This window comes from Flavobacterium eburneipallidum, assembly GCF_027111355.2.
In the GTDB taxonomy this organism is placed as follows: domain Bacteria; phylum Bacteroidota; class Bacteroidia; order Flavobacteriales; family Flavobacteriaceae; genus Flavobacterium; species Flavobacterium eburneipallidum.
The window spans coordinates 342,337-369,126 of sequence record NZ_CP114291.2 but is presented as its reverse complement, the minus strand read 5'-3'; the positions used below and the strand labels follow the sequence as shown (position 1 = coordinate 369,126).

Here is a 26,790-nt window from a genome sequence, read left to right as displayed (position 1 = left end):
AATATATTTGTAATTAATGTTTCCACTTTTCGATTTTTCGCTACTAATAAATGGTTTTCCAATGAAGGAAGCCAAAGCCGAATTGCAAAAAATCCAAGCTATTCCCGAGCAGGAATTTGAAGCTTTTATCGAAAACAAAAAACAAGAAATTGTTGAATATCATTTAAAAAACAATTCATCCTATCAAAATCTCGTTGGCAAAACCAGTTTCAATACTTGGAACGATTTGCCGATAATGACCAAGGCAGCCTTTCAGAAACCTTTGATGGAAAGACTTTCAACTGGGTTTTCAATTAAAAATGTGTACGTCAACAAAACGTCTGGTTCCAGTGGTGATCCGTTTATTTTTGCCAAAGACAAATTTTCTCACGCCTTGACTTGGGCGAATATCATCAATCGTTTTGGCTGGCACGGAATTGATTTTAATTCCTCCTATCAGGCTCGATTTTATGGAATTCCATTGGATTTCATCGGTAATCGAAAAGAACGTTTCAAGGATTTTTTGACCAAACGTTTTCGGTTTTCGATTTTCGATTTGTCGGATATTGTTTTAGAAAGCTTTTTGCAACAATTTGAAACTAAAAAATTCGATTACATCAACGGATATTCGAGTTCCATTGTTTTGTTTGCTAAATTTCTACAGCAGAAAAATATTGTTTTAAAAACCATTTGTCCAACTCTAAAAGTCTGCGTTGTTACTTCTGAAATGCTTTTTGATGAAGATAAAATTCTGTTAGAAAAACAATTTGGAGTTGCTGTTGTGAATGAATACGGTGCTTCGGAACTGGATTTGATTGCTTTTCAAAATCGGGATGGAGAATGGCAAGTAAATTCCGAAACGCTATTTGTGGAAATTTTAGATGATGAAAATAATGTTTTACCGAATGGAAAGGAAGGTCGAATTGTAATCACTTCCTTGTTCAACAAAGCGCATCCCTTTATTCGATATGACATCGGTGACATTGGAATTTTGGACGAAAAAAGCACAACCAAAAAACCAATTCTTAAAAAATTAATTGGTCGAACCAATGATATTGCTATTTTACCAAGCGGGAAAAAATCGCCTGGATTGACTTTTTATTACGTAACCAAAAGCATCATCGAAGACGATGGCAACGTAAAAGAATTTGTCATAAAACAAACAAAAATCGATACTTTTGAAATTGAATATGTAAGCAAAACCGAATTAAATCAGGAACAAATCCAGAAAATTGAAGCCGCAATTGCTTTATATTTGGAAAAAGGATTGATTTTTACATTCATCAGAAAAGAAAAATTGGAGCGAAGTAAAAGTGGCAAATTGAAACAGTTTGTTTCGTTATTGAAATAATTGGAGGTCGCAAATTGTGACCTCCAAATTGAATCTTGAAGTCACAAATTATGACATCAAAACGTTTAAGGTCACAATTTGTGACCTTAAAGAAATTAAAAGATAATTTAAAATGAAAATAACCATAGTCGCAGGCGCAAGACCTAATTTCATCAAAATCGCACCCATCATCAAAGCGATTGAAAAAAAACAAAACGAAGGAGCCACTATTTCCTATCGTTTGGTGCATACAGGTCAGCATTATGACAAGAACTTGAGCGATACTTTTTTCGAGGAATTGAATATTCCGAAACCCAACAGCAATCTGGAAGTAAAAAGTGGTTCGCAAGCAGAACAAACAGGAGGTATTATGGTGGCTTTTGAAAAAGAATTACAACAAAATCCTTGTGATTTGGTTTTGGTCGTTGGCGATGTCAATTCGACGATGGCTTGTGCGATTGTGGCCAAAAAACAGAACCTAAAAGTAGCTCACGTCGAAGCTGGAATTCGTTCTGGCGATATGACAATGCCCGAAGAAATCAACCGAATCGTTACCGACAGCATTACTGATTATTTCTTTACAACCTCAACATTGGCATCAGAGAATTTGTTGAAATATGGAGTTGATGAAAATAATATTCATTTTGTGGGTAACGTAATGATTGATACTTTATACCAAAATTTGAACCGGATTTTTGAGCCTGTTTTCTGGACAGAATTTCAATTAAAAACTGGGAATTATATTGTTCTAACACTACATCGTCCGTCAAATGTAGATGAAGAACAATCTTTAATTCAATTATTACAGGGAATTGACAAACTGGCTGGCGACAAAAAAGTAATTTTTCCGATTCATCCCAGAACGAAAGCAATTTTAGGGGAAACGAATTTAGACTTGAAAAACATTCTTTTTGTAGAGCCACAAGGGTATTTGAATTTTATGTACCTCATCAAAAATAGTTTTGCAGTTATTACGGATTCAGGCGGAATATCGGAAGAAACTACCGTTATGGGCATTCCTTGTTTTACGATGCGAAATAATACTGAAAGACCCGAAACACAAAGCATTGGCACCAATACTTTGGTAGGAACTTCGATAGAAAATTTGGAACAACTATTTGGAGAATTTCTTAAAAACGGAAAACGAAAAGCAGGAATTCCAGAACTTTGGGACGGAAAAGCTTCGGAACGAATTATTGAAATTCTACTTCAAAAATAAAACCGCAATTTTGTCATTCCGTAGGAATCTCAACACACACTAAATCAGGAATATTAGATTCCTACGGAATGACAAAAAGAGTAAAAAAAATGGAAGAAATCCTCATCATATCGAATTATTATCCGCCAGAAAAAGGAGCTGCTGCCAATAGAATTGAACAATTGGCATTGAAATTATATCAAAATAATTACAAGGTTTCCGTTCTTTGTCCGCTGGGAAATTACCCTAAAGGCGAATTGTTTTCAGAGTATAAAGGCAAGTTTTCAGTAACAGAAAAGCTCCAAAATATTACGGTAAAACGACTTTGGATTTATCCCAGCGTGAGCAAAAATATCTTCAAAAGAACGCTTTCGGTTTTGTCTTTTGCTTCGGTTTTGTTTTTTTATTTATTATTCAAAAAAACGCCTCACAAAATAGTCGTTCAATCGCCACCTTTGTTGTTGTCATTTGTTTCGGTTTTGGTTCTTTCGCTACTGCGAAAAAAAATAATTTTGAATGTTTCCGATTTGTGGCCATTGGCAGCAATTGAATTGAACGCTTTGAAAAAAGACAGTTTTTCGCATCGCGTTTCTTTGTTTTTGGAACGATTCATTTATTCGAAAGCGACTTTAATCTTCGGTCAGTCTGACGAAATTATTACCCACATTCATTCGATTTTTCCAGAAAAAGAATGTCATTTGTACCGCAATTTCCCCGATCATCAAGTGGCAAAAATGGATTTGGTTGCTAATACAAACGAACCCATCAAACTTTTTTACGCAGGATTATTGGGTGTTGCTCAAGGCGTTTTTGAATTGTGTCAAAACATTGAATTAGAGAATTTAAATATCGAGTTACACATTTTTGGCGATGGAGCCGAGAAATCGCAAATTGAAGAATTAATCCAGCAAAATCCGCAGAAAAAAATCTATTTCCACGGAATGCTAGAACGTCATATTCTACACGAAAAACTCAAAACTTTTGATATAGCTCTTATTCCATTAAAAACAAGAATTTATGGATCCGTTCCTTCCAAAATATTCGAATATGGAGCTTTAGGTTTTCCTGTGCTTTATTTTGGCGGTGGCGAAGGCGAAACGATTGTTCAGAAAAATAATTTGGGTTGGATTGCTTCTGTTGGGAATTTTGAAAGCCTGAATTCAGCTTTAATAACAATCTCAAAAACAGGAAAAAGTGAAATTCAAACCATGAAACCAGCCATTTTTGAGAGTGCTAAAAAGAATTTCAATCTGGATTTTCAAATTAAAAATTTGATTCAAAAAGAAGTGTTTTAATAGGCTTTCTCATCCCCTTTCATAATGTTGATAATGGTTTTGAAAATGATTTCAATATCTAATAAAATGGACCAATTTTCTATATAAAAAATATCGTACTTTACTCTATTGATAATATCTTCATCGGTTTCTACTTCGCCTCGAAATCCTTTGGTTTGAGCCAGTCCAGTAATGCCTGGTTTTATAAAATGACGTACCATAAATTTATCGACTTGCATCGCATATAAATTGGTAACGCTCACCATGTGCGGTCTTGGACCAACTACCGACATCGTGCCCATGAAAACATTAAAAAATTGCGGCAGTTCATCAATACTGGTTTTGCGGATAAACTTGCCTACTTTGGTAATTCGAACATCATTTTTGGAAGCTAAATCAATATCAGCTTTGTCGTTTAATTTCATTGATCGAAATTTAAAACAATTGAATTCTTTATAATTTAATCCATTTCTTTTTTGAATAAAAAACACTGGACCTCTAGAGTCTAATTTTATGATTATTGCCATAATAGGAACCAACCAAGACAATAAACCTAGAATGATTACCGTAGAAAAAACGAGATCAAAAATCCGCTTAATCACTTTATTAATCGTTTCATCTAGCAAAATATTTCTTAATGAAATTACAGGAATATAATCGTAATATTCATATTTCGCATTTAAGGAAAGAATTTGTTTTTGATCTGGAATAAACTTTAATGTCTTAAGATTATTATCCGCAAAGTCAACAATATCGTTGATTTGACTGTCTGACAAATCGGCCATCGCACAATATATTTCATCAATATCAGAATCATAAACAAAAGAAAGACAGTTGTCTATTTTTTCTTTTTTTTGACTTTCTAAAGTGAATATTTTTACCAAATTGTATCCATAATCTGGATTTTCGGTAAAAAAGTTTTTTAGTGGATTAATGTTTTTATGATTGCCTAATAAAACTACGCTTCGGGAATTTCCTCCATACAAAACCCTGAATTTCCTCAAGAAATAATAAATGGAAAGTTTGAATAAGAGAACAAAAAACAGGGCGAGAAAAACAAAAAACACAACTCTCTTTTGGAAGAAAAAATCTGAATAAAACAGCTCTAATCCCAAGCAAAACAAACTAAATAATATGCCTTGTTTTAAGGCACAATTTAATATTGCGATTACTTTGGTATAACGATATACCTCATAAAAACCCAAATAAATAGCAATTGCAAACCACGCAATACTGATACAAAAAGAATAAAACACTTGGTTGTCATGAAAGAAAAAAACATAATACGCCAACACATTGATGATAATTAAATCGATCAAGTAAGAGAATGGACGAATGTAGCCTGAATATCTTCCGGTTTTTGTTTTCACTAATTAATAGAGTTAGAAAAATCTATGTATTTTCTTTTAATGCTTGGTATTATACTTTTTTTGAATGAAATTGCCTTTTATTTGACGTTAAAAATTTGTTCCAATATCTTGATGGTAATCAAATAAGTGGGTTTTACTCCTGTTGTTCCCAAACCGCCCGAAGCCAATGTACTTCCTGTTTCCAGAGGATTGTCCGATGCGTAATATGCGTATCTTACTTTCACATCATTAGGAATACTTTTTCTGATTTTGGATGCCGATTGAATGGCTTTTTGATAATAAGAACCTTCCATTTCTAGTCCGATTACGCCCCAAGTCGATTCGTGAAAGAACTTCAATAAATCTTTATTTTGCAAAGAAGTTCCCAAAACCGTAACCATTGGTCCTTCGAAAACGGGAATACCATCATTTTCGAACATTGCTGCCGATAGTTCATTTTCGAAGAAATAATTGTCCGCCGTTCCTTCGTTGATGTGAGCCGATGGAATCATAATATCGCCTTTGCCACCCTCCAGAATTCCTGCTTTTCCCATTATGGAAACCGATTCTACATTAAGCAAACTTTTGTTTTCTTTGAATGGTTTCAATAATTCGTCAATGGTTTCATAAGCTTGCTCGCCAAAGGCATAATCCATCACAATTATTACTGGTTTTTTATCTCCAGTATTAGCTGTTGGAAAGGCTGTTTTTTTCCAATCTATTTTGGCGGTGTCAAAAATTTGAACGTCAATATTAGTTCCTGAAGCGGCATCTGGAAGCGAAATCATTCCTTGCGTTTTGGCAAATTCTTCGACTTTATTTCTCAACTCATTGGCTCCAGATTTGCTCAATTCTTCATAGATAAAGAAATCCGATTGGTCTTTGAACTTGGTTTTTAATACCGTCGTGGCGAAAATGGAATTCATCACGCTGTGCATATTGGCACTGATAACGTGGATTGGTCGATCTAAAAGGTTGTTCGTTTTTAAGGTTTGCTTGATGTTGTTTGCCCAAATTTCACCGTGAATGTGATGTCCCAATCGTTCTCTCAAAATCGGGCTAAAGGTTATGATTCTTTTGGTGTCTTCCACCATTTCTTCGATAGCTAATTTTCCTAACCAATAAATAACGTGCAGAAAACGATCTGGCGATAATTCCGATCCAAAAGAATCATAAATATTCAAAACTTCTATAAATGTTCTCCCTAAAATATTGGATGCGTGCGAAACGGCTTTCTCTTTTTCGATTTGCGAAAGCTTTTTCTTTTGTAAAACAGCTTGTTCTAATTTTTGCCAATCACGAGAAACTTCCCCGCCATCATCCAGTAAAATTCGATCCTTTATCTTATGTGATTCGATAAAAATGAAGGTCAAATGCGTTAGAATATCGTAAATATCCGAACGTCCACGAGTGATTTCAACATTCATTTGTTCTTCGTCAATGCGATAACAATTGCGTTTTCTTTTGGGTGGAACAATCGCCTTAAAATGGGATTTCGAATAGCCTTCGTCAGAAGTTAAATTGATGAACCTGCATTCTTCAATTCCGGTTGGAAGTCTTTCAATTACGTATAAAAGTCCGTTGAGTTCTACTTTTTCTTCGGCGATATTTCCATAAATTTCTGGTCGCAAAGACAATAAAGCTTCTCGCAATGTTTCGCCCGAAACTCCCATTGGCTTATAAAATCCACGGTTGAATAAATGACGCATCGTAATGTACATTTTTTCGATGGCTGCCGAGGATTCTTGTGCTCTAGTTCTTGATATATTTTTAAACTCTTTCATTTAATTCTTAATTTGTATCCTTACAAATATAGAGTTTTAATATATTAGTTAGATAAAATTAGTGTTATCACTGGTTCATTTATCATGATTTTTTTTGTGGAACTATTTGAAACTTCATTGGCTTGTTTATGCCATTTTCCTCCTGAAAAAGTGTATAAAAAATCCCTTTCTACATAATTGTACAATACAAAAGGATAATATGTTTTTTGGATTTGAGTCAGTTTAGTGTTGGAATCGGTAAAGGTTTTTTCGACTTTGTTTTTTTCGATTAATAGTTTTTCAAATCCAACGAAAAGTCCGTTTTTTGGAAATTTCAAATTGAATTTAGACAAATCAAATCGGTGAATTCTGGTTCCTTTTTTGACCGTAACCACAAAATCTTTGTCTAGCAATTCTTCACCAGGAAAACCATTGGAATCTATTCCATAAAAATGAATTTTAATAATCGCTTCTTCAATTTTGCTATCGGTGTAAATACTCACTTGCTTTAAGTATTTTGTCTTTTTGTATGACGGAAGATAGGCGAAAAATTTAGTGTCAATCTTCGGTCCGTTATCAAAAGCTTGGTAGATTTCGTTTTTGGCTTTACCAATTTCTATTTTTTTAGTTCCAATACTTTTTGAAATCACTACCTCATTCAATGCATAAGCTTCGGGTTTTAAATACACTTCTGAAGCCTTGTAAACCTTGACTTTTTTCTTTTCGAATCCTAAAGTCGAAAAAATAAGATATTGCTCTTTTGAAGGTATATTGATAAAAAAAGTCCCATCTTCTTCAGAAGTTGAACCGATATTTTCGCCTTCTACCGCAATATTTACATACGGAATTGCATTTCCTGTAAGACTGTCTTTGATAACTCCTTTTATTTGTGCCGAAACGGAGCAAGTAAATAATATTAATGCCAATAAAAATCTTTTTTCTATCATCTTTGATTTATTTCTTTTTAATAAATCTGCAATATTTTAGATTAAAATCAACTAATTTTTTAATCCTTTACACTTTCAAAAAATCGTATCAAACCTGTAACTGTTTGCTTAAAACTTTCCGATTTATTTTCGTTGATATTAATAAAAGAGGCAATTTTTTTTGCTCCTCCTACTTTTTGAAATTCAGGAAGTATTTTTTTTAATTCATCGAAAGCATTACAATTATCTGGAATCCTAAATTTAGATTTGTTTATATAATTTTGATGTTTAAAGTTTGGATAAGCTTCATTTATAGCTACAAAATCACCCAAATACCAAGATTCTAGTTCTCTACAAATTATCCGAACTAATTTAGGACAATTACCATTTTGATTGCAAATAGCTATGAGTTTTTGTTTAAGAACTTTACAATCTGAACTATCTTGGTCTTGCATAATAACAACTCCAACCGCTTCATGATTCCAATTACTTAAAAATTTTACTTTTGATGGTATGTTTTTTTGTAAATCATTTTTGCCTTCAAAACTTCTAATAAAGTAATTTTCATTCAAGCCCCAATGATGATCAAGAATCTTTGGTAATAGGATTGTTAAAAATTCTTTCATTGACGGTTCTTCCACTAATATTTCTATTCTCGCCATAGATTAATTTTTAGGTCCACTACCAATAAAATAGCCTTGTTTCCATAAATAGCCTAATTTATCTCCATCGTCAAACAAAGTAGATATTGCTTCATCATCTGACGCTCTTTTAATACTAGTAAAGCCCTTATCTTTATTCAACCAAAAAAGTTCGTCCAATTCTAAAGCATTTACAAAATCTGGTGAATGTGACGATATAAAAACTTGTCCACCTCTATTAGCATAATCTCTAAATTCTTCTGCTAATTCAATCAAAAGTTCGGGATGCAAATAGTTTTCAGGCTCTTCTATACACAATAAAGGATGAGGTTTTGGATCGTTAAGTAAAACCAAATAAGCAAACATTTTAATCGTTCCGTCAGAAACAAATCGAGAAATAAAAGGATCTTTGAAACTACCGTCACTAAATTGCAAAACAATTCGACCATCTATAGTTTCTGTCGCTTCCACTTTATCAATACCAGGAACTCTTTCTTTCATTTTATCCAAAATCTTTTGAAAAGTTTCTGGATAGTTTTCATATATATATTTGGTTACTTGAGCCAAATTATCCCCCGAAGTTGATAAATGTTCACTCAAACCAGTATCTTCAATGTTTTGAGCTGCTTGAATTTGAAAATTAGAAACATACCAATTTTCTAACAATCTTCTAAAGGAACTAATCGCATTAAATTTTTGAAATTGCCCTAACCCTTTTATTGCTAAAATATCTGGACTGTCTAAAGTTTGTTCTTCTCTTTGTTCTTTAAATTCTTGTTTTGCGGTTTCAAATTCACTTTCATTTACAATTGCATTTCCTTTTCCATAAGTAAATTCTAAAAATCGATATGGTCTCCCTCTGTTTCCTCTTCTGTAACTTAATACTTCTTTAGAAACTACGGGTGTATTTTTTTCGCCTAAACAAACCGATAATTCGTATGTTATCAAAGGTTGCTTTTTACCATCAATATCGGGATTTCTAAACTTTATTTCAATTTCAATATCTCCTTCTCCGTTTCTTGAATAAACTTCTTTATAACCACCTCTTTTATTAAGTGCTGTTTTCACATTACTTTTAAGCGCATCACTCAAAAAACCGAATACCTCGAAAAGCGTAGATTTCCCTGCTCCATTTGCTCCAAGAAAGACACACATATTTGGTAAATCTCTTATCTCGGTATCTTGGTATACTTTGAAATTTTTTATTCTTATTTTTTCGATTTTCATTTTTTGAAACTTTTTATAAAGTTATAAAAGTAATCTTTGTTACTTACAAAGATGAATAATTTTATAATTTAAATTAATTTAACTAATTTTTCCACAATTTTTCTATCGTTGCTCAATCTCGGAATTTTGTTTTGTCCGCCCAATTTTCCGATGGATTTCATATAGTCTTGAAAACCGTTTTTGATTACTTTTGAAATCACCACTTTTCGCAACACCTTGCCTACAATCAAATCATCGTAATAGATATTTTGTTGGCGCATCGCATCGTCTAAAGCTTCCGCAAAAGCATCAAGATTTTCAGGTTCGTTTTCAAATTCAATAAACCATTCGTGATAGGGCAATCCTTCATTTGGCGTGATTTGTGGTGCAACGGTAAATTCATTAATGCGAATATTTGTGCCAACAATGGCTTCTTGCAATGCACTTTCGACTTCTTTTCCAATAACGTGTTCACCAAAGGCAGAAATATAATGCTTGATTCTTCCCGAAACGATAACTCTGTAAGGTTTTAAGCTCGTAAACTGAACGGTATCGCCAATATTATAACCCCAAAGTCCTGCATTGGTCGAAATAATCAAGACATAATTTACACCCAATTCGACTTCGCCAATGGTATGCCTTTTTGGATTTTCGGTATAAAATTCGTCACTTTTGATGAATTCGTAGAAAATTCCAGAATTCAACAATAGCAACATTCCTTTCTCTTTTTGGGAATCTTGATACGCAAAAAATCCTTCCGAAGCGGGAAACAATTCGATACTATCTACTTTTCGTCCAATCAAGTTTTCGAATTTGGCGCGATAAGGTTCATAATTGACTCCACCATAAATAAACAAATTGAAGTTTTTGAAAATTTCACCCACAGGTTTATTCCCTTTCTGATGCAATTTCTCAAAATACATTTGCACCCAGGATGGAATCCCGGAAATCACAGTCATATTTTGATCGAAAGTTTCTTCTACAATCGCATTTACTTTGGTTTCCCAATCTTCAATACAATTGGTTTCCCATGATGGCATTCGGTTTTTCTGTAAATATTTCGGAACAAAATGCGCTACAATTCCAGAAAGTCGCCCAAATTTAATTCCGTATTTTTCTTCCAAAATTGGACTTCCCTGAAGGAAAATCATTTTACCATCGACAAAACTTGCATTTCCGGTTTCGTGTATATAATGCAGAATGGCATTTCGTGCCGCTTCAATATGAAAAGGCATCGATTCCTTTGTTAACGGAATGTATTTAGCTCCCGAAGTCGTTCCTGAAGTTTTGGCAAAATAAAGCGGTTTGCCTTTCCAAAGGACGTTTTCTTCGCCTTTTACCACTTTATCTATGTATGATTTCAAACCTTCGTAATCCCGAACTGGTACATTTTTGGTAAAATCTTGAAAATTTTTGATTTGGTCGAAATGATGATCCATTCCAAATTGAGTTTCTTTCGCCTGACGGATTAAATCCTCGAAAACTTGCTGCTGTATTTCTAAAGGATTTGTTGCCCAAAGTTGGGTTTTTCGGTAAATATGTTGGGCAAAAATGGTAGCAAAAAAAGATTTTAAAGACATTGTGAGGTATCAATTACGAATTAAAAATTACGAATTACGATAAAAAAATAGCATTAAATAATTGCAATTATTTAGACTTTTTAGTTTTTGAAAAGTTAATATGAGATTCCTCTTTAGCTACTTGTTCTCTTAATTCTAGTTCTTCTTTAGAAGCAGATAAGTCTTCTTTAGACGGTAATTCTTCAGCTGTTTCCAATATAGAATCTTTATTGAATTTGGCATATTCTAACTCACCTGTCAATACTTTTTGAATGGATTTGATATAGGCTTCATTTTGTTTCAAAACTGTAGTTAAAGAATCGGATTTTAGGGCTAGTTCTGTAGCATCTTTTTTTAATTTAGAAGAAGAGTAACCTGGAATGAATTCACGCAAAGGGGTGAAAGCAATAATCACTGTGGTCAAAAAAATCAATAAAATAGCACCCGAAGTGGCTACCACAAAAACATTCATCAGATTTAGTTTGAAAGAAAAAATTTCTTCAAAAGTATCTTCATTCAAAATAACCAAACGGTTTTTTGTGAACCATTTTTTGCGAAGTTTTTTTCTTTTAAGCCTCTTTTCAGACATCTTATGAGTTTATGTTACAAATATAATAATTAATGCAATCCTCTGCTTCTTTTCTTGTTTGACTTTGTCCTAATGAACTATTTTACGAAATTTTTAACGCTTTTGAAATTAAATAATTAGGCGGATTTGAATTTATGTTAAAGAATTCTATTTATCTTTGCGATGTAAATTATGAATTATTATTAAAAATATATAAGATGAATTATCTAATTGTTTTTTTGTCAATGCCTGGAGGTTCTGAATGGATTATTATCGGAATAGCTATTCTGTTACTTTTTGGAGGTAAAAAAATTCCAGAACTAATGAAAGGCTTAGGAAGTGGAGTGAAAGAATTCAAAAATGCCGCTAAAGACGACAAACCAGCCGATAAAAAAGAAGAAGAAACTAAAGAATAAATTTCTCAACTTTTTAAAATAATAGATTCCAAATCACAAGTATTTATATCCTTGAGGTTTGGAATTTTTAATTTTATACTGTTTTCATTTTTTTGAATCTTTGATTAAAATTACAAACAAATAACATTACAAAATTTTGTTATCTAATATATACAATTATATTTGTAGTATTAACGCTAAAAATAAAAGATGAAAAAAATTCTATTTTCAATAGTAGCCTTGGTTATTTTTGGATCAGCAAACGCACAAATTAAAGAAAAAGGAGCTATTGAAATTACTCCAAAAATTGGAACTTCTAGTTTTTCAGAGTACAATGATGATGGTTCTACAGACTCTAATTCTGGAGTTGAATTAGGAGCAACAATTGATTACTATTTCAATAATAGATGGAGTTTACGCTCTGGATTAATTTTTGATAAAATGGGAGGTGAGTACAAGTTAACTAATACAGATTATGACCCTGCATCTCCATATACTACTAATCATTACGAAGATAAATTAAATTATATTAGTATTCCAGTTAATGCCAATTGGCATTTTGGTAGCACCCGAAAATGGAATTTGAATTTTGGTTTGAGTCCTTCTTTTTTGACAAAAGCTACATTAGTTGAAAATGGTTTCTCTAGTAAAATTCCAAGTAATACAATCGAGACTTTTCAATTGGGTATGTCTTTCGGAATTGGATATAAGATAGGAATTACTGAAAAATTTGGAATTTTAATTGATGCTCAATGGTTTAATGGATTAACAAATATCAACAAAGCCAATCAAAATGATATAACAAATGGCGGTTTTAGTTTCAACCTTGGTGGTGTAATTCAGTTATAGTTAATAGAATCAATTAAAAAAAGACAATTTCAAAATTTTGAAATTGTCTTTTTTAGTTTACAAAATCATAGTCAACTGAATCCTCTTTCTGTCTTCATCTACTTCTGTGACTTTTACCTCAACGTGTTGGTGTAGTTTGACCACTTCATTCACATCGCTCACAAAACCGGCTTTGAGTTGGGAAATGTGAACCAAGCCACTTTCTTTTAAACCAATATCGACAAAGCAACCGAAATTGGTAATGTTGTTGACAATTCCGGGTAAAATCATTCCAGTTTTCAAATCTTTAATCGTTTTTACATTCGGGTCAAATTCGAAAACTTTGGCTGATTTTCTTGGGTCCAATCCCGGTTTTTCAAGCTCTTTGATGATGTCTTTCAGGGTTAATAAACCTATTTCGGGCGTGATGTAATTCTCTGCTTTAATCAAAGCCGTTTTCTCTTTATTGGCAATCAAATCATTTACAGAGAGTTTTAAATCCTTTGCCATTTTTTCTACAATAGAGTATGCTTCAGGATGTACAGCCGAATTATCCAAAGGATTTTTAGCATTCGAAATTCGGATAAAAGCCACGCCTTGCTGATAGGCTTTTTCGCCCAAACGAGGCACTTTTTTCAATTGTTTCCTGTCTTCAAAAGGGCCATTTTCAGAACGATAGTTTACGATGTTTTCGGCCAACTTCTCTCCTATTCCACTCACGTAACCCAACAAATGCTTACTTGCTGTGTTGATGTTTATCCCGACCGAATTCACACAACGAATTACCGTATTGTCTAGTTCTTCTTTGAGTTTGGTTTGATCCACGTCGTGTTGATATTGGCCTACGCCAATGGCTTTTGGGTCAATTTTCACCAATTCGGCCAAGGGATCAGAAAGTCTTCGCCCGATGGAAACCGAGCCACGAACCGTCACGTCATAATTGGGAAATTCTTCTCTCGCAATTTTCGAAGCCGAATAAACCGAAGCACCAGCCTCCGAAACGATAAAAACCTGAACAGGCTTGTCGAAAGCGATTTTCTTGATGAAGAATTCGGTTTCTCTTGAAGCCGTTCCGTTACCTATGGAAATCGCATCAATGTTATAGGCATTGACCATCGATTTTATCTTTTTCATCGCCATTGCCGTTTCGTTTTGAGGTGCGTGTGGATAAATGGTTTCGTTGTACAACAAATCCCCTTTTTCATCCAAACAAACGATTTTACAACCACTTCTAAACCCTGGATCAATGGCCAGAATTCGTTTTTCGCCCAAAGGAGGTGCCAACAACAATTGTCCCAAATTGTTCGCAAAAACCTGAATGGAATTGGCATCAGCCTTGGCTTTGGCTTCCTGCAAAGCTTCGTTTGAAATGGCAGGATTCAATAATCTTTTATAGCTGTCTTCAATAGCTAATTGTACGTGTGGTGTACTCGGATTTTGACCTTTTAAAACCAATTCGTCAATAATATCATAGGCTTCGTCAATATCAACTTCTACTTTGAATTTGATAAAACCTTCATTTTCGGCACGAAGCATCGCAAGCAATCTATGCGAAGGTGCTTTGGTCAAAGGTTCCGACCAATCGAAATATTGATTAAATTTTTGAGCCTCTTGTTCGTCTTTTTTGGTTTTTACGACTTTGGTAGTGATAGTTGCTTTTCTTTGAAAAAGTCTTCGCAATTGTTTACGAACATAAATATTTTCGTTAATCCATTCGGCGATAATGTCACGTGCGCCTTGTAAAGCGGTGTCTTCATTAATCACATTGTCGTTCAGATATTTTGTCGCCAAGAAATCGACATCGTCATTATTTTGCTCCATTATGATTTTTGCCAAAGGCTCTAATCCATTTTCGCGAGCGACATCGGCTTTGGTTTTTTTCTTCTTTTTGAATGGCAAATAAAAATCCTCTAATTCCTGTAAATCGTAGCTCTGCTGAATTTTTTTATCTAATTCGGGAGTTAATGAGTTTTGCTCTTCAATCGATTTTAAAATCGCTTCTTTTCGTTTTACAATGATTTCATACTCTTTTTGGAGTTTGGCGATTTGTTCGATCAAAACCTCATCCAAATTCCCCGTTTTGTCTTTTCGGTAACGGGAAATAAACGGAATCGTGCAATCTTCTTCCAATAATTGAACGGTGTTTTGAATGTTTATGGGAGCTGTTTGAACAGACTTGGCAATGAATTGTATGTTGGTCATTTTTTGATTTAGGCTTTTTAAGTAATGAATGTTTCTTTACTACATTAAGGTCTAAAAAATTTAAACCAAAATTTCTTGTTTTAGCTGTTATACAATCGTTTTTATTTTACATTTATTTTATCTTCTTTTTGTGTATTCAATTTTAGTTCGTTTAAAAAGCTTAAAACATTATTCTCATTGTCAACATTTCCAACAAATCCAAATTCTTTAGAATAGTATAATAAATATTCTTCGCTTTTATCTGAATCTCTATTTGTTATTTGTTTACAACTAACTAAAATACAATCGTAATAATTTCTTTTAGGCGTTTTAAAAGATACGCCTGATTCTATTACCTCATATTTCCAACTTCCGTCATTTTCAATCCAATTATCGCCAACTTTTGGCTGAATCGGTAGCAATACGGATTCACTTTTCGTTTTTGAATTAAATTGTAAATAATTAAACTCCGTTTTTCTTATATATGTAGTATCGATTTCTCCCCAAGAATATTTTCTGATTTCTACATAATAATCGTTTCCGTTAATTTCTTTTTTCTCATCCAAGAAATATTCATAAAAATACTTTTTACCATACTTAAATACTTTAATATTATTTGATTTTTCAAATAACAATACATAATTGTCATTACCAATTAAGCTAAATGACATCAATGCAAAAATTCCAGCAATTAAAATTATTTTCTTCATAAATTTCTTTTTTAAATGTATTAAACCCTTTTATTTCTTGGGTCTCAACACCACCGATGCTTTCGTAAAATCCGAAGATGCGTTGATTACATTTCTGTATTCCTGATAGGTTTCCTTTGGGTAATTTATGGATTTGTAAATCTCGAAAACCTCGACAATCAATTGGTTTCCTTCCACTTTTGCGGTAGATTTGAAAGAACAGTTCTTGCTTTCGTCTCCTCCCATTTTCTTGTCGATTACCAAATCCTTGAAACTTTCGACCTCGTATCCATTGGGGATGTTGAAAATTATTTTGTGCTTGAATGTTTTAGCGTAATTGATGTCCACATCCCATTTTCTTTCCGTTTCTTGGTATAAATTGGCTTGTTTTCCAATCATTTTTCCGAGGTTTACCAAAACCAGGTTTCCGGCATTTTCAGTTAAGGATTCTTTGGCTTCGGCCTTCACTTTAATGGTAAATGGCGTGTTCGTATAATTGTATTTGAACTCTTGATGTTCAAAACTATAATTGATCATTTTTAAATCGAAATCATCGCCAAATATTTTATTTTTAATAAATTCTGAAAGGTCTTTTTCTTCTTTATTTTCCTTGAAATAAGTTATCCAATTTCTGAATAATTGTCCGTCGTATCCTGTGTTTGAATATAATTTTTCAATGGATGTCATAAGCAAATCATCTGAAAGCGAAACGTTGCTTTGCGATTCGTTTACTGAAAATTCGGCTGGAGTAATGGGAAAAGTCAATTTATGAAATTCTTTGTTAGCAGGATCATAAGTTTTTGCTGTTGAACCTTGTACTTCATACATTGGATAGCCATAGCACAAATGTTTCTCGTAAGGCGAAAGGAATTTTTGAGTTTCGGGAATATAATACATAAACTCGTGAGTCAGAGGTACTACAAATTTTTCGGTATCAACATCACCTATAAAACGGGACATTCCAACGACTACTTTATAGTTAATTCCCAATTCTTTGAGTGTAAATCCATACAAATCGAAAATATCATTAGCTGTCAATTTTAATTTTCCATCGTTGAGATTGGATACTTTTTTGGCGGTTTCTCCTCTCCAAACAAAATCAAAATTGTCTTTGATGTAATTGTCTATTTTTATTAATTTTTCCTCTGTTGATAACGTGCCTAGATCCATTTTTTCGATAAACTCCCGAGCCTGACTTTTATTAAAATACTGAAAAGTTGGCTTTTTATAACTGGCTGGCAAAAAAGTATTCCAGCCATAAGTATTCATGGGTGGTACATACACCATATAGATTAATTTCACTAAATTTTTAACATTTCGAGCGCTTGATTCTTCTTTAAAAGGAGGGATATTTGATGCAGTAAATACTTTTTTTGGTTTAATATCTGTTGATTGAAACTCTGGCGACGCAAAAGTTTCAAATTTTACCCCTTCTTGAGTGTGTGTGAATTCAGCAAACAAAACTGGAATTTCTTTTTGGAAAACTTCTACACCATAAGATATTGGATTCTCTTTTATGATGAAATAATATTCCAAAATATCGCCCGCTTCAACACCTTCAAAAACTATCGATTTTACTTTATCTATTTCTGCCTCTATGATCTTGTCTTGCGGCAATACTTTGATTTCTCCGTTTGGTTTGATGACGCGGGCGTGAAAATCGCGAACATCACGAATATAGCCGTTATCTTGGGCTTTAATCTTGTTGTAATTGTTAATTTCCTCGGCTTTATTGATTTTTATGGCCGTGTGATTCATTCCAAACGTGGCGTAAGCATAGGCTCCTACTCGGGTATGCACCCAACGCTTGTCGAATAAAACAATTGCGGGTTGGTTTTTGTACTCATCTGGAATTTCTTTGAAGATTGGTTTTTCATCCCAAGTGTAACTTTTTATTTCTTGTGAAGAACCTTGAAAGGATAATAATAAGACAAAAATTAAGGCAATTTTTTTCATCATTTGGAGAGAATTATAGATTGATTGTATTGTTTATTTAATGTTTTTATGAAGGAATTCCAAAGGACAAAATCTTTGTTTTCCAGCAGTAATTTTTTGGATTCTGTTTTTTGGGTTACCGTGACGGTGTTGTTTGAAAACTTGTACTGAATGTCAAAACTTCCCAAATCGTTTTCAGTTTTTGAATTTTCAGGCACAAATTCTACTTTATAACCTACCGGCAATTGATACTCATATTGAATTTCATAAACATAAGCAAAATCATTTTCTATAGAAAGTTTTCTTTTTTCAATATCAATCAGGCTTTCTTTTAAAGGAAAAAGCAATAGCGGTTTCAATAATAATTTGCCGTTAACATCTTTGACTCCATTTTCTAATTTCAATTTAAAACTTGCTTTTGATGGTAGTTCCTGATAGTCATTTTTTTGCAATTCTTGAACTTCTAACAATATCTTCTGATTATTTACAGTTATAATGTTTTTCCAAATTTCACTTTCTTTTTGATTGTAAGCAGAAAGGTTATTTAACAAATAACTCTTTTTTAATCCTGATACAGTTGCAGTTACATCTCCCACAATAGTATTATCCTCCAGATTTAATTTCATTGAAACCGAAGTTTTGTTACTGCTGGATACAACTTCTGCTACCTTTTCTATTTTAAATTCCTTTTCTGATTTTCCTATCAAAGCTTCTTTACCTTGAATAAAAGCAGAAGGAAACGGAAACGGACAAAATTTATCAGTGGCATCCATAAAATAACTTTTACCATCAATAACTAGATTCGTTATCATGTGGTTATCTACTTGTGGCGTTGGAACATCCTCGTATGTATAAGGCTTATTACGTGTTCCTATCCAAGTAAGATTGGAATTCAATTGAGCGTATCGAAACATTTCATTCAAAAGATTTGCCATATCCTTGCAATCTCCATATAATTTTTGAAAAATATCCGAGGCTTCTCTGGGAACAAAACCTCCCATCCCGTCTTCAAAAGCCACATAGTGTACATTTTGTTGCACCCATTGGTAAATTGCCTTTGCCTTTTCTAAATCGGAGTTTTTGTCTTTTATCAGTTCTAATGTTTTATTTTTTAAAACTGTTTGATCGGTTTTATTAATGTCTCTTGTGATTGAATAATACCATTGATATAATTTTTCTGGCGTTCCTAATAATTCTTCTTTTTTGCCTGATATTTCATAACTTTTGATGTAATATATGATATGTGGCATAAAATGTAATGAACTTGGCATATCCTCCTCTCCTTCAAATTCGGGAATATCTTTTGCTTCCCAAGTATAAATATCTAGATTACCTTCTTTTGTTTTGGTAAAGACTATTTTGTCTTGATAATTTCCAAAAAGCTTATATCCTATTTCTGTACTGGATTGACATCTAATTTGAAGCTTTGCCGTTTCTGTTTTTATTAGATTCTGAAATTGAAAGCTGGATAAAAAACGAGGTTGTTTAATTTTAGTTTTATAAGAGAATTCAATTAAAGAATTATCTTCTACCTTGGGCATCACAAAATATTTGAACTTATTGTCGCTCTTATAAATATTTTCATATTCGGCATCGAACGTACCAATAGAATAAGCACTTAAATCTACCTTTTTATCTGTTTTGGCAATATATGTCGATCCTTTAATATTTGAAATTTCGCTAAAACTATCAAAAGGAATCCGAATAGAATATTCCTGGGTATTTTTGCTTTTTGAAATTGCTCTGCTTTCATTTACAAAAGTTTCAATTTCCAAAGTTTTACCAGAATTAATACTAACGGTTTCGTTGCTGTAAACTATTTTTGATTTTTCTTGTGAATACAATTGAAACGAAAATAAAAACAATACAATATATTTTTTCATCGGATTTAATTTGGGGTAAAAATAAAAATTATTCTTACTTTGTTGTTTGTGTCATGAACTATTTTTTAAAAGAAGCTTTCAAAACTTGGATAATCTCGATTAAACTAGCTTTAGGAGTTCTAATGACATTAATTTGAAAGACAAAAAAGTAAACCATTAAGGTAATTAAGAAAATGAAGATTTGGATCGTTTTTAGGTCACATTTATTAGTGGTTTGAAAATAAATAACACTATTTTCATCCAAAATAAAGCAAAAACAACTTAATGAACCTTAATTTTCTAAATGGATGAAAAAAGAATAGGTTCATAATATTTCCAGTAGAACCGCTTTAAAAAATAAAAAACGTTAATACAGTTAATGCAAAACAAAAAAAGCTAGGTTTTATCAACCAAGCTTTAATTTATTTGGTACGAAGCACTCTATTTTTGAGGAATCTAATCCTGAACTATAAAGTCCTTCGAATCTTCTTCCTTTTTATATTCGGGTTGAATGTTGATGTGATTGATGTCGAATTTTTCGAATAAAACCTGCTCCACTTTATCCAAAAGTACATTAAATTCAGATATTTTTATATCTTCTGAACAGTCTAAATGCGCTTCGAGGTGCAATTCATCATCATTAAGGTACCAAACGTGAATATGGTGTAATTTATTTACGCCCGAAATTTTATGCACTTCGCTAATAATTTCGTTGATGTCAAGATGATCGGGCGTAAAAAGCATCAACATTTGAGTCGATTTTTTGAGTAAATCGAAACCGACCACTATCAAATAAATCGCAATCAACAACGTCAATACACTATCAACCCAAAACCATTGGAAATATTTCATCAGCAAACCGCCAACCAAAACCGCTACCGAAGCCAGCATATCTGTAAACAAATGCAAATAAGCCGATTTCATGTTCAGGTTTTTATCGGCATCATTTTTCAATAAAACTACCGATAAACCATTCATAACAATTCCTAAAATCGAAAGCCAAATTACCAATCCCGATTCAATATGTTGTGGATTGAAAAAACGTTCGATAGCTCCATAAACCAAAAACAAGGCGACGATAATCAAGGTCATGGCATTGACAAATGCCGCAATCAATTCGGCTCTTTTGTAACCAAAAGTCTGATTTACAGATGCTTTTTTTCTGGATAATTGATGAGCTACATAACTAAAAACCAGAGAAAGTACATCCGAAAAATTATGCAGCGCATCGGATATCAAAGCCAAACTTCCCGAAAGAATTCCGCCAATGACTTGTGCCACCGTAATAATAATATTCAAAACAATCGAAAACAACAGGTTTTTACCTTCTACTGTAGGATGGTGATGACCGTGGTTATGATTGTGATTGTGTTCCAAAATTTAACAGCTTATTTTATCGACTCTGGTTTGATGTCTTCCTCCTTCGAATTCAGTATTCAAGAAAGTATCTACAATTTCTATCGCTTGCTGAATAGAAGTGTAACGAGCAGGAATACTCACAATATTAGCATTGTTATGCAAACGAGTTAAATAAGCAATTTCTTTTGTCCAGCACAAACCAGCACGAACTCCAGCGTGTTTATTAACCGTCATGGCAATTCCGTTTCCTGAACCACAGATTACGATTCCAAAATCGGCTTTACCTTCCTCAATATCAGTTGCTACAGGATGACCAAAATCTGGATAATCAACAGAAGCTTCTGAATCGGTTCCATAATTAGTTATTTGATGTCCTTTTGACTCTAAATATTGAACAATAGCTTTTTTATAATCTGGTCCTGCGTGGTCGTTTCCAATGGAGATTTTCATTTCTTTTGTATTAAATTTTAAAGTGCAAATTTAGGGAAAGAATTATGGAATTTTTAAATATATCGCATTAAATCTAATAGTAGCTATAGTGTTAATCTTCTGTATTTTAAAGAATATAGAATAATTAACAATCAATATAAAACACTGATTATAATGTAATTATGAAGTTAAAATTTTATATTGTTAATAGTAAAACCTAAATCGTTGATATTCAGTTAACGTTGTGTTAACATAAAATGTTAATAAGTTGAGAAAGAAAATTAGAACTATTTCTTGTTGATATCGAATAAAAACCTAATCCAAAACCAAGATGAAAAAACCAAATTTAGTTTGGTTAATTTTTAGAAAAGTTATCGATAGAAAAAACAACTTTGTTAACAAAAATCAAGAACTAACTTATCTACAAAAATCCTTTTTTTTGAATTATCAACAACTGTTAACAGCTTTTTAAAATGTCTTAAAAATGAAAGATTTAGTTTGATATAACTATGTTGATAAATCAATATAAAAAAAAATAACTAGAAAATTCAACTTTTAAAAATAAATTTATAGCAACTATTAACACACTATAATAACCATTAAAAATTTAATTAAAATTCCTTTTTCTTTTTGTTGTTTTAAATATATGTTGACAACTTCAAATTTTGAAAACAAAAAATAATTTTGAAAAAATAGAATTAATACAAAGGTTGGAATTTTAAATCTTTTGGTTTTTTAATATTGAGTCAAGTTGTAAAAAGTTATTATTTAATTAAAACTTACAACTTATAGGCTAGTACTTATAACTATTTCGTAATTTTAGACTTTTAAGAAAAGATTTATGAGTAAAAAACCTAGAAAGCCAGTAAAGAAAACTAAAGATTTCTCGAATAAAATTGTACAAATTTTAACCCAAAATAGCAATAGAGCCTACAATTACAAACAAATAGCAGCTATTCTAGATGTGGATGATACCAAGTCTAGAAATGAAATCATTCACGATCTGAAACTTCTTGCTGCACAAAAAGCAATCATCGAATCTGAACCAGGAAAATATTTGGTAAAAGCCATTTCTGAAGATTATTACGAAGGAACAATTGATATGACGGGTAGAAAAACTGCCTATTTCATCTGTCCTGAATTTGGAGAAGATGTTTTTATTCCTACCAATAATTTGAATCGTGCTTTAGACAAAGACAAAGTAAAAGTTTATATCTATAATCGAAGAAAAGGAAAACGTCCTGAAGGCGAAGTGATGGAAGTGGTCGAAAGAGCCAAAACTGATTTCGTAGGTGTAATTGCCATTCAACCTAATTTTGCTTTTGTATCTACTGCCAATCCAAAAATGTACACCGATATTTTTATTCCAAAGGATAAAATGGGAGGTGCTGAAAATGGAGATGTGGTTTTGGTTCATATCGAAGATTGGCCTAAAAAAGCGGATTCTCCTTTTGGATCAGTAACAAAAATACTCGGAAAACCAGGTGAACACGATACCGAAATTCATGCTATTTTGGCTGAATATGGTTTGCCAGCTGAATTTCCTATCGAAGTAGAAACTTTTGCCCAGCAAATTGATACTTCTATTCAGGAAGACGAAATTGCCAAGCGTAGAGATATGCGACAAACCTTAACTTTTACTATTGACCCAAAAGATGCCAAAGATTTTGATGATGCACTTTCGTTTAAAGTTTTAGATAATGGAAACTACGAAATAGGGATTCATATTGCCGATGTGTCCCATTATCTTCAAGAAGGAACCATCTTGGATGACGAAGCTTATAATCGTGCTACATCTGTTTATTTAGTGGATAGAGTAGTACCAATGTTGCCAGAAGTCTTGTCTAACTTTGCTTGTTCTTTGCGTCCAAATGAGGAAAAATATACTTTTTCGGCTATTTTTGAATTGAATGATAAAGCTGTCATTAAAAATCAATGGTTTGGAAGAACGGTAATCGATTCCAATCAACGTTTTGCTTATGAAGAAGCGCAGCATATTATTGAAACTAAAGAAAATATAATTCCACTGGAAACATCCATCACTGGAGAATCCTATAAAGTTTCGGATGATATTGTTTATGCTACATTAAAATTAGATGAATTAGCTAAAATTATGCGTCAAAAACGTATGGATGCCGGTGCTTTATCATTTGATAAAGTGGAAGTAAAATTCAATTTATCCGATAGCGGAAATCCAGAAGGCGTTTATTTTAAAGAAAGTAAAGATTCCAATCATTTGATTGAAGAATTTATGCTTTTAGCTAACAGAAAAGTAGCCGAATATATTGGTAAACAAAAGAAGACTTTTATCTATAGAATTCACGACGAACCCAATGAAGATAAGCTTTTAGCCATGCAGGAACTAATCAAAAAATTCGGTTATACTGTTGATTTTGCAGGAGGTTCTGTAGCACACGCATTGAATGAATTAATGGAAGAAGTACGCGGAAAAAAAGAACAAAATTTGATCGATACGCTTGCTATTCGTTCCATGAGTAAAGCCAAATATTCTACAGATAACATTGGTCATTATGGTTTAGCATTTGATTATTACAGTCATTTTACTTCGCCAATTCGTCGTTATCCTGACGTAATGGTACATCGATTATTACAATTTTATTTGGATCAGGGTAAATCAGTTAGTGAAGAAATTTTTGAAACTAAATGTATTCATTGCTCTCAAATGGAAGGTTTAGCTACGAAAGCCGAACGGGATTCAATTAAATATATGCAAATTAAATACATGCAGGATCACAAAGATGAAGAGTTTTTGGGAGTGATTTCAGGTGTTACCGAATTTGGAATTTTTGTAGAAATCATCGAAAATAAATGCGAAGGAATGGTAAGAATACGTGAGATTAAAGACGATTATTTTGTATTCGATGAAAAACAATATGCACTTGTGGGTCAAACCACTAAAAGTGTTTTGCAACTAGGTGACGAGATTTATGTAAAAGTAAAAACCGCCGATTTAGTCAAAAAACAATTGGATTTTTATTATTTGAGAAAGAATTAGATTTTAAACTAGAACTATTTTTTTAAAATAATACCAACTTTGAATCGTTTGTATTCGTAATGATTCAATAATTTAAAAAATAATAACAATGAAAAAAGTATTAATTATAGCAGCAGTTTTAGTATCGCAATTTACCTTTGCTCAAGTGACCAAAAACGTTGGAGATTTTGATAAAGTGACTGGTTTTGATAAAATTAAAGTCAAATTAGTAGCAGCAAGTCAAAATAAAGTAGAGCTAAAAGGAAAATATGAAGGAGAAGCAGAGGTTATTAATAATAATGGTGAGTTAAAAATTAGGCTTCCTTTAGGTAAATTTTTGAATGGAGAAGATTTATTAGCAACAGTTTATTTTAAAAAATTAGAAGGAATAGAAGCTAATGAAGGTTCTTATATATCTTGTGAAACCGAAATAAAAGCCATAAATTTCAAGCTTCTTGCCAAAGAAGGTTCTCGTATTAATGCTACTATTAATGCTAAAAAAATTAGTGTTACCAGTTCTAGTGGATCCGAAGTAGAATTAGCAGGAACAACTCAAAATTTAGATGTAGTTACTAATGCAGGAGGAAAATTTCAAGGAAAAGATTGTAACGCTACACAAGCCACAGTATCTGTAAATGCAGGAGGTTTTGCCGATGTGTATGCAACTGATTTAGTAGATGCTAAAACAAGAGCTGGTGGAACGATAACCATTTATGGTAAGCCAAAACAAATCAACCAAAAAACAGTTTTAGGCGGAACAATTAAAGAAAATTAGAAAATTATTGTAAGTTATAAGTTGTTGGTTGTAAGTTATTAGAAATGGATAGCAACTTACAACCTACAATCAAGAACCTACAACCAACAACTAAAAAATGATAAACGATATTTTATCAGGAATTCCGTGGGGAATTTTTTTAAGTTTTATGATAGGCCCTGTTTTTTTTATATTACTAGAAACTAGTATTATAAAAGGATTCAGGGCTGCTTTAGTCTTTGATTTAGGCGTAGTTTTAGGCGATATTATTTTTATCGCCATTGCTTATTTAGGAAGTTATCGATTGATAAAAAGTCTGGAAGATAATTCGGCTTTGTTTATGTTTGGCGGTATATTAATGCTGGCTTACGGTGTTATTTCATACATAAGTTTGCATAAAGAAAAGAATATAAATACCAAAAAAATAGACAACGAAATCCTCAAAAAAGACTATATAGGTTTATTTATAAAAGGCTTTTTTCTGAATATTATCAACATTGGAGTATTGGGATTTTGGCTAGCTGTTATTATTTCGGTTGGACCAAAATTAGAAATGGAAAACTCACGAATGTTGACTTTTTTCATCACTGTAATTATCACTTATTTACTAGTCGATTGTATTAAAATAGTATTAGCCAAACAATTAAAAACGAAACTGACTCCAACTAATATTCTTAAAATTAAGAAAATAATCAGTATTGTTTTGATGGTTTTTGGAGTAGCTTTAATTGTTCAAGGCTGGTTCCCAAAAGAAAAAGAGAAGTTGAAAGATGCTTTGGAAAGGATTGATAAGTAATTAATTTTAAACTTAATTATATTTTAAAAGTAATTTTATTAAATCAAATTCAAATGGGGAATAGTAATTTTCAGAAACATCCATCAAAAGCTTTAATAAATCTTTATAATTTAAGAAATTTTCAAGGTGCAAATCCAATTGATGCAAAAGTTTTGTTTGTAGGTAAAGATCCGAATTGGGCTATAAATATTGAGGAATTATCAATATTTGAACTAGTTAAAGAATATCTTACTGACGGAGTTAAATTTTGGAAAAAATATAATATTCATCATCCTTTTTTACATCCAAAATACGATGGTGAAGGAAAAAAATACCATACGGCAATATCAAAACTTAATCTTGAAAGTAATTTAGCTAATAAAATATCTTTTATAGAAATTGTAGGATTTCCAACAACAGGAATGTCTTCTATAAACAACAAACAATTTAATGAATATCTTCTGTCTCAAGAAAATAGAAAACATCTCATAGAATTGGATAAACTATTAAATAATCCCGAAAAGCTAATTTTTTTGTTTTGGGGAATTTTAAATTATCTGAAATATTTAAATAAAAAAACTGGATTATTTAAAAAGTTTTCTAATATTGATAAGCAATCTATGAATAGAACTGATTTAAATAAAAGAGGTAATATTTATTTTCATAAACATTTTTCAATGGGAATAAGCCAAGAAACATTGCGGAAAATATCTAGCGAGATAAGAATTGAATTAAATTAAAACTTTTTGATAACCATAATTTTTCATAATTTTTCCTAAAAATTAAAAATAAAAA

Annotated in this window: 22 protein-coding genes; 9 read left to right on the top strand and 13 right to left on the bottom strand. The window is 32.2% G+C overall.

Translation table 11 applies throughout. From position 1 onward, the window contains the following. Nucleotides 1–16 precede the first annotated feature (16 nt). The 3 genes from OZP15_RS01435 (at nt 17) to OZP15_RS01425 (ending at nt 3,802) form a co-directional block, all read left to right on the top strand. Nucleotides 17–1,330, top strand: coding sequence for a phenylacetate--CoA ligase family protein (locus tag OZP15_RS01435; RefSeq protein WP_269226734.1), 1,314 nt, complete (start codon nt 17–19; stop codon nt 1,328–1,330). 112 nt (nt 1,331–1,442) lie between these two features. Beyond that, entirely contained in the window at nt 1,443–2,528 is a 1,086-nt protein-coding gene (gene wecB, locus OZP15_RS01430) for a non-hydrolyzing UDP-N-acetylglucosamine 2-epimerase (RefSeq protein WP_281336806.1), read from the top strand. Between the two features lie 89 nt (nt 2,529–2,617). Beyond that, nucleotides 2,618–3,802, top strand: coding sequence for a glycosyltransferase family 4 protein (locus OZP15_RS01425; RefSeq protein WP_281336805.1), 1,185 nt, complete (start codon nt 2,618–2,620; stop codon nt 3,800–3,802). Here OZP15_RS01425 and OZP15_RS01420 read toward each other — a convergent pair. From OZP15_RS01420 to OZP15_RS01390, 7 genes are all read right to left on the bottom strand, one after another. Next, nucleotides 3,799–5,151, bottom strand: coding sequence for an undecaprenyl-phosphate glucose phosphotransferase (locus tag OZP15_RS01420; RefSeq protein ID WP_281336804.1), 1,353 nt, complete (start codon nt 5,149–5,151; stop codon nt 3,799–3,801). The genes OZP15_RS01425 and OZP15_RS01420 overlap by 4 nt on opposite strands. A gap of 77 nt (nt 5,152–5,228) precedes the next feature. Further along, the gene (locus OZP15_RS01415) at nt 5,229–6,914 is read right to left on the bottom strand and encodes a DUF6909 family protein (protein ID WP_281336803.1); all 1,686 of its coding nucleotides are present in this window, start codon (nt 6,912–6,914) and stop codon (nt 5,229–5,231) included. A 44-nt stretch (nt 6,915–6,958) separates the two neighbouring features. Further along, a complete protein-coding gene (locus OZP15_RS01410) occupies nt 6,959–7,840 on the bottom strand; it encodes a carboxypeptidase-like regulatory domain-containing protein (protein WP_281336802.1) in 882 nt (293 codons plus the stop codon). Between the two features lie 59 nt (nt 7,841–7,899). Then, entirely contained in the window at nt 7,900–8,481 is a 582-nt protein-coding gene (locus OZP15_RS01405) for a DUF4276 family protein (RefSeq protein WP_281336801.1), read from the bottom strand. A 3-nt stretch (nt 8,482–8,484) separates the two neighbouring features. Beyond that, a complete protein-coding gene (locus tag OZP15_RS01400; protein ID WP_281336800.1) occupies nt 8,485–9,687 on the bottom strand; it encodes an AAA family ATPase in 1,203 nt (400 codons plus the stop codon). A gap of 68 nt (nt 9,688–9,755) precedes the next feature. Then, nucleotides 9,756–11,246 (bottom strand): GH3 auxin-responsive promoter family protein, encoded by a 1,491-nt coding sequence (locus OZP15_RS01395; RefSeq protein WP_269226725.1) that lies wholly within the window; start codon nt 11,244–11,246, stop codon nt 9,756–9,758. Between the two features lie 67 nt (nt 11,247–11,313). Then, on the bottom strand, nt 11,314–11,814 hold the full coding sequence (locus OZP15_RS01390) for a peptidase (protein ID WP_269226724.1): 501 nt from the start codon (nt 11,812–11,814) through the stop codon (nt 11,314–11,316). 197 nt (nt 11,815–12,011) lie between these two features. Between OZP15_RS01390 and OZP15_RS01385 the strand changes: the two genes are divergently transcribed. Together OZP15_RS01385 and OZP15_RS01380 are read left to right on the top strand one after the other, a co-directional pair. Next, the gene (locus OZP15_RS01385; protein ID WP_269226723.1) at nt 12,012–12,209 is read left to right on the top strand and encodes a Sec-independent protein translocase subunit TatA/TatB; all 198 of its coding nucleotides are present in this window, start codon (nt 12,012–12,014) and stop codon (nt 12,207–12,209) included. A gap of 189 nt (nt 12,210–12,398) precedes the next feature. Next, nucleotides 12,399–13,037 carry a porin family protein gene (locus OZP15_RS01380; protein ID WP_269226722.1) on the top strand — a complete coding sequence of 213 codons (639 nt, stop codon included), beginning with the start codon at nt 12,399–12,401 and terminating at the stop codon, nt 13,035–13,037. Nucleotides 13,038–13,094: 57 nt separating this feature from the next. On the opposite strand, the gene OZP15_RS01375 is transcribed toward OZP15_RS01380, so the two are convergent. The 6 genes from OZP15_RS01375 to rpiB form a co-directional block, all read right to left on the bottom strand. Continuing rightward, on the bottom strand, nt 13,095–15,218 hold the full coding sequence (locus OZP15_RS01375) for a Tex family protein (protein WP_281336799.1): 2,124 nt from the start codon (nt 15,216–15,218) through the stop codon (nt 13,095–13,097). Between the two features lie 101 nt (nt 15,219–15,319). Continuing rightward, complete coding sequence (locus OZP15_RS01370) at nt 15,320–15,907, bottom strand: hypothetical protein (protein ID WP_269226721.1); 588 nt, start codon at nt 15,905–15,907, stop codon at nt 15,320–15,322. 30 nt (nt 15,908–15,937) lie between these two features. Continuing rightward, nucleotides 15,938–17,845 (bottom strand): DUF3858 domain-containing protein, encoded by a 1,908-nt coding sequence (locus tag OZP15_RS01365; RefSeq protein ID WP_269226720.1) that lies wholly within the window; start codon nt 17,843–17,845, stop codon nt 15,938–15,940. After that, on the bottom strand, nt 17,842–19,704 hold the full coding sequence (locus OZP15_RS01360; RefSeq protein WP_281336798.1) for a DUF3858 domain-containing protein: 1,863 nt from the start codon (nt 19,702–19,704) through the stop codon (nt 17,842–17,844). Before OZP15_RS01360 ends, OZP15_RS01365 begins: the two co-directional genes overlap by 4 nt. A gap of 435 nt (nt 19,705–20,139) precedes the next feature. Further along, on the bottom strand, nt 20,140–21,060 hold the full coding sequence (locus OZP15_RS01355) for a cation diffusion facilitator family transporter (RefSeq protein ID WP_281336797.1): 921 nt from the start codon (nt 21,058–21,060) through the stop codon (nt 20,140–20,142). 3 nt (nt 21,061–21,063) lie between these two features. Beyond that, nucleotides 21,064–21,492, bottom strand: coding sequence for a ribose 5-phosphate isomerase B (rpiB, locus tag OZP15_RS01350; RefSeq protein ID WP_269226717.1), 429 nt, complete (start codon nt 21,490–21,492; stop codon nt 21,064–21,066). Nucleotides 21,493–22,312: 820 nt separating this feature from the next. Between rpiB and rnr the strand changes: the two genes are divergently transcribed. The 4 genes from rnr to OZP15_RS01330 all read left to right on the top strand — a co-directional run bounded on the left by rnr (nt 22,313) and on the right by OZP15_RS01330 (nt 26,735). After that, on the top strand, nt 22,313–24,487 hold the full coding sequence (gene rnr, locus OZP15_RS01345; protein WP_281336796.1) for a ribonuclease R: 2,175 nt from the start codon (nt 22,313–22,315) through the stop codon (nt 24,485–24,487). Between the two features lie 88 nt (nt 24,488–24,575). Next, a complete protein-coding gene (locus OZP15_RS01340; RefSeq protein ID WP_281336795.1) occupies nt 24,576–25,241 on the top strand; it encodes a head GIN domain-containing protein in 666 nt (221 codons plus the stop codon). A gap of 97 nt (nt 25,242–25,338) precedes the next feature. Next, on the top strand, nt 25,339–26,016 hold the full coding sequence (locus OZP15_RS01335) for a LysE family translocator (RefSeq protein WP_281336794.1): 678 nt from the start codon (nt 25,339–25,341) through the stop codon (nt 26,014–26,016). 53 nt (nt 26,017–26,069) lie between these two features. Further along, on the top strand, nt 26,070–26,735 hold the full coding sequence (locus OZP15_RS01330; RefSeq protein ID WP_269226715.1) for a hypothetical protein: 666 nt from the start codon (nt 26,070–26,072) through the stop codon (nt 26,733–26,735). Nucleotides 26,736–26,790: the final 55 nt, after the last annotated feature.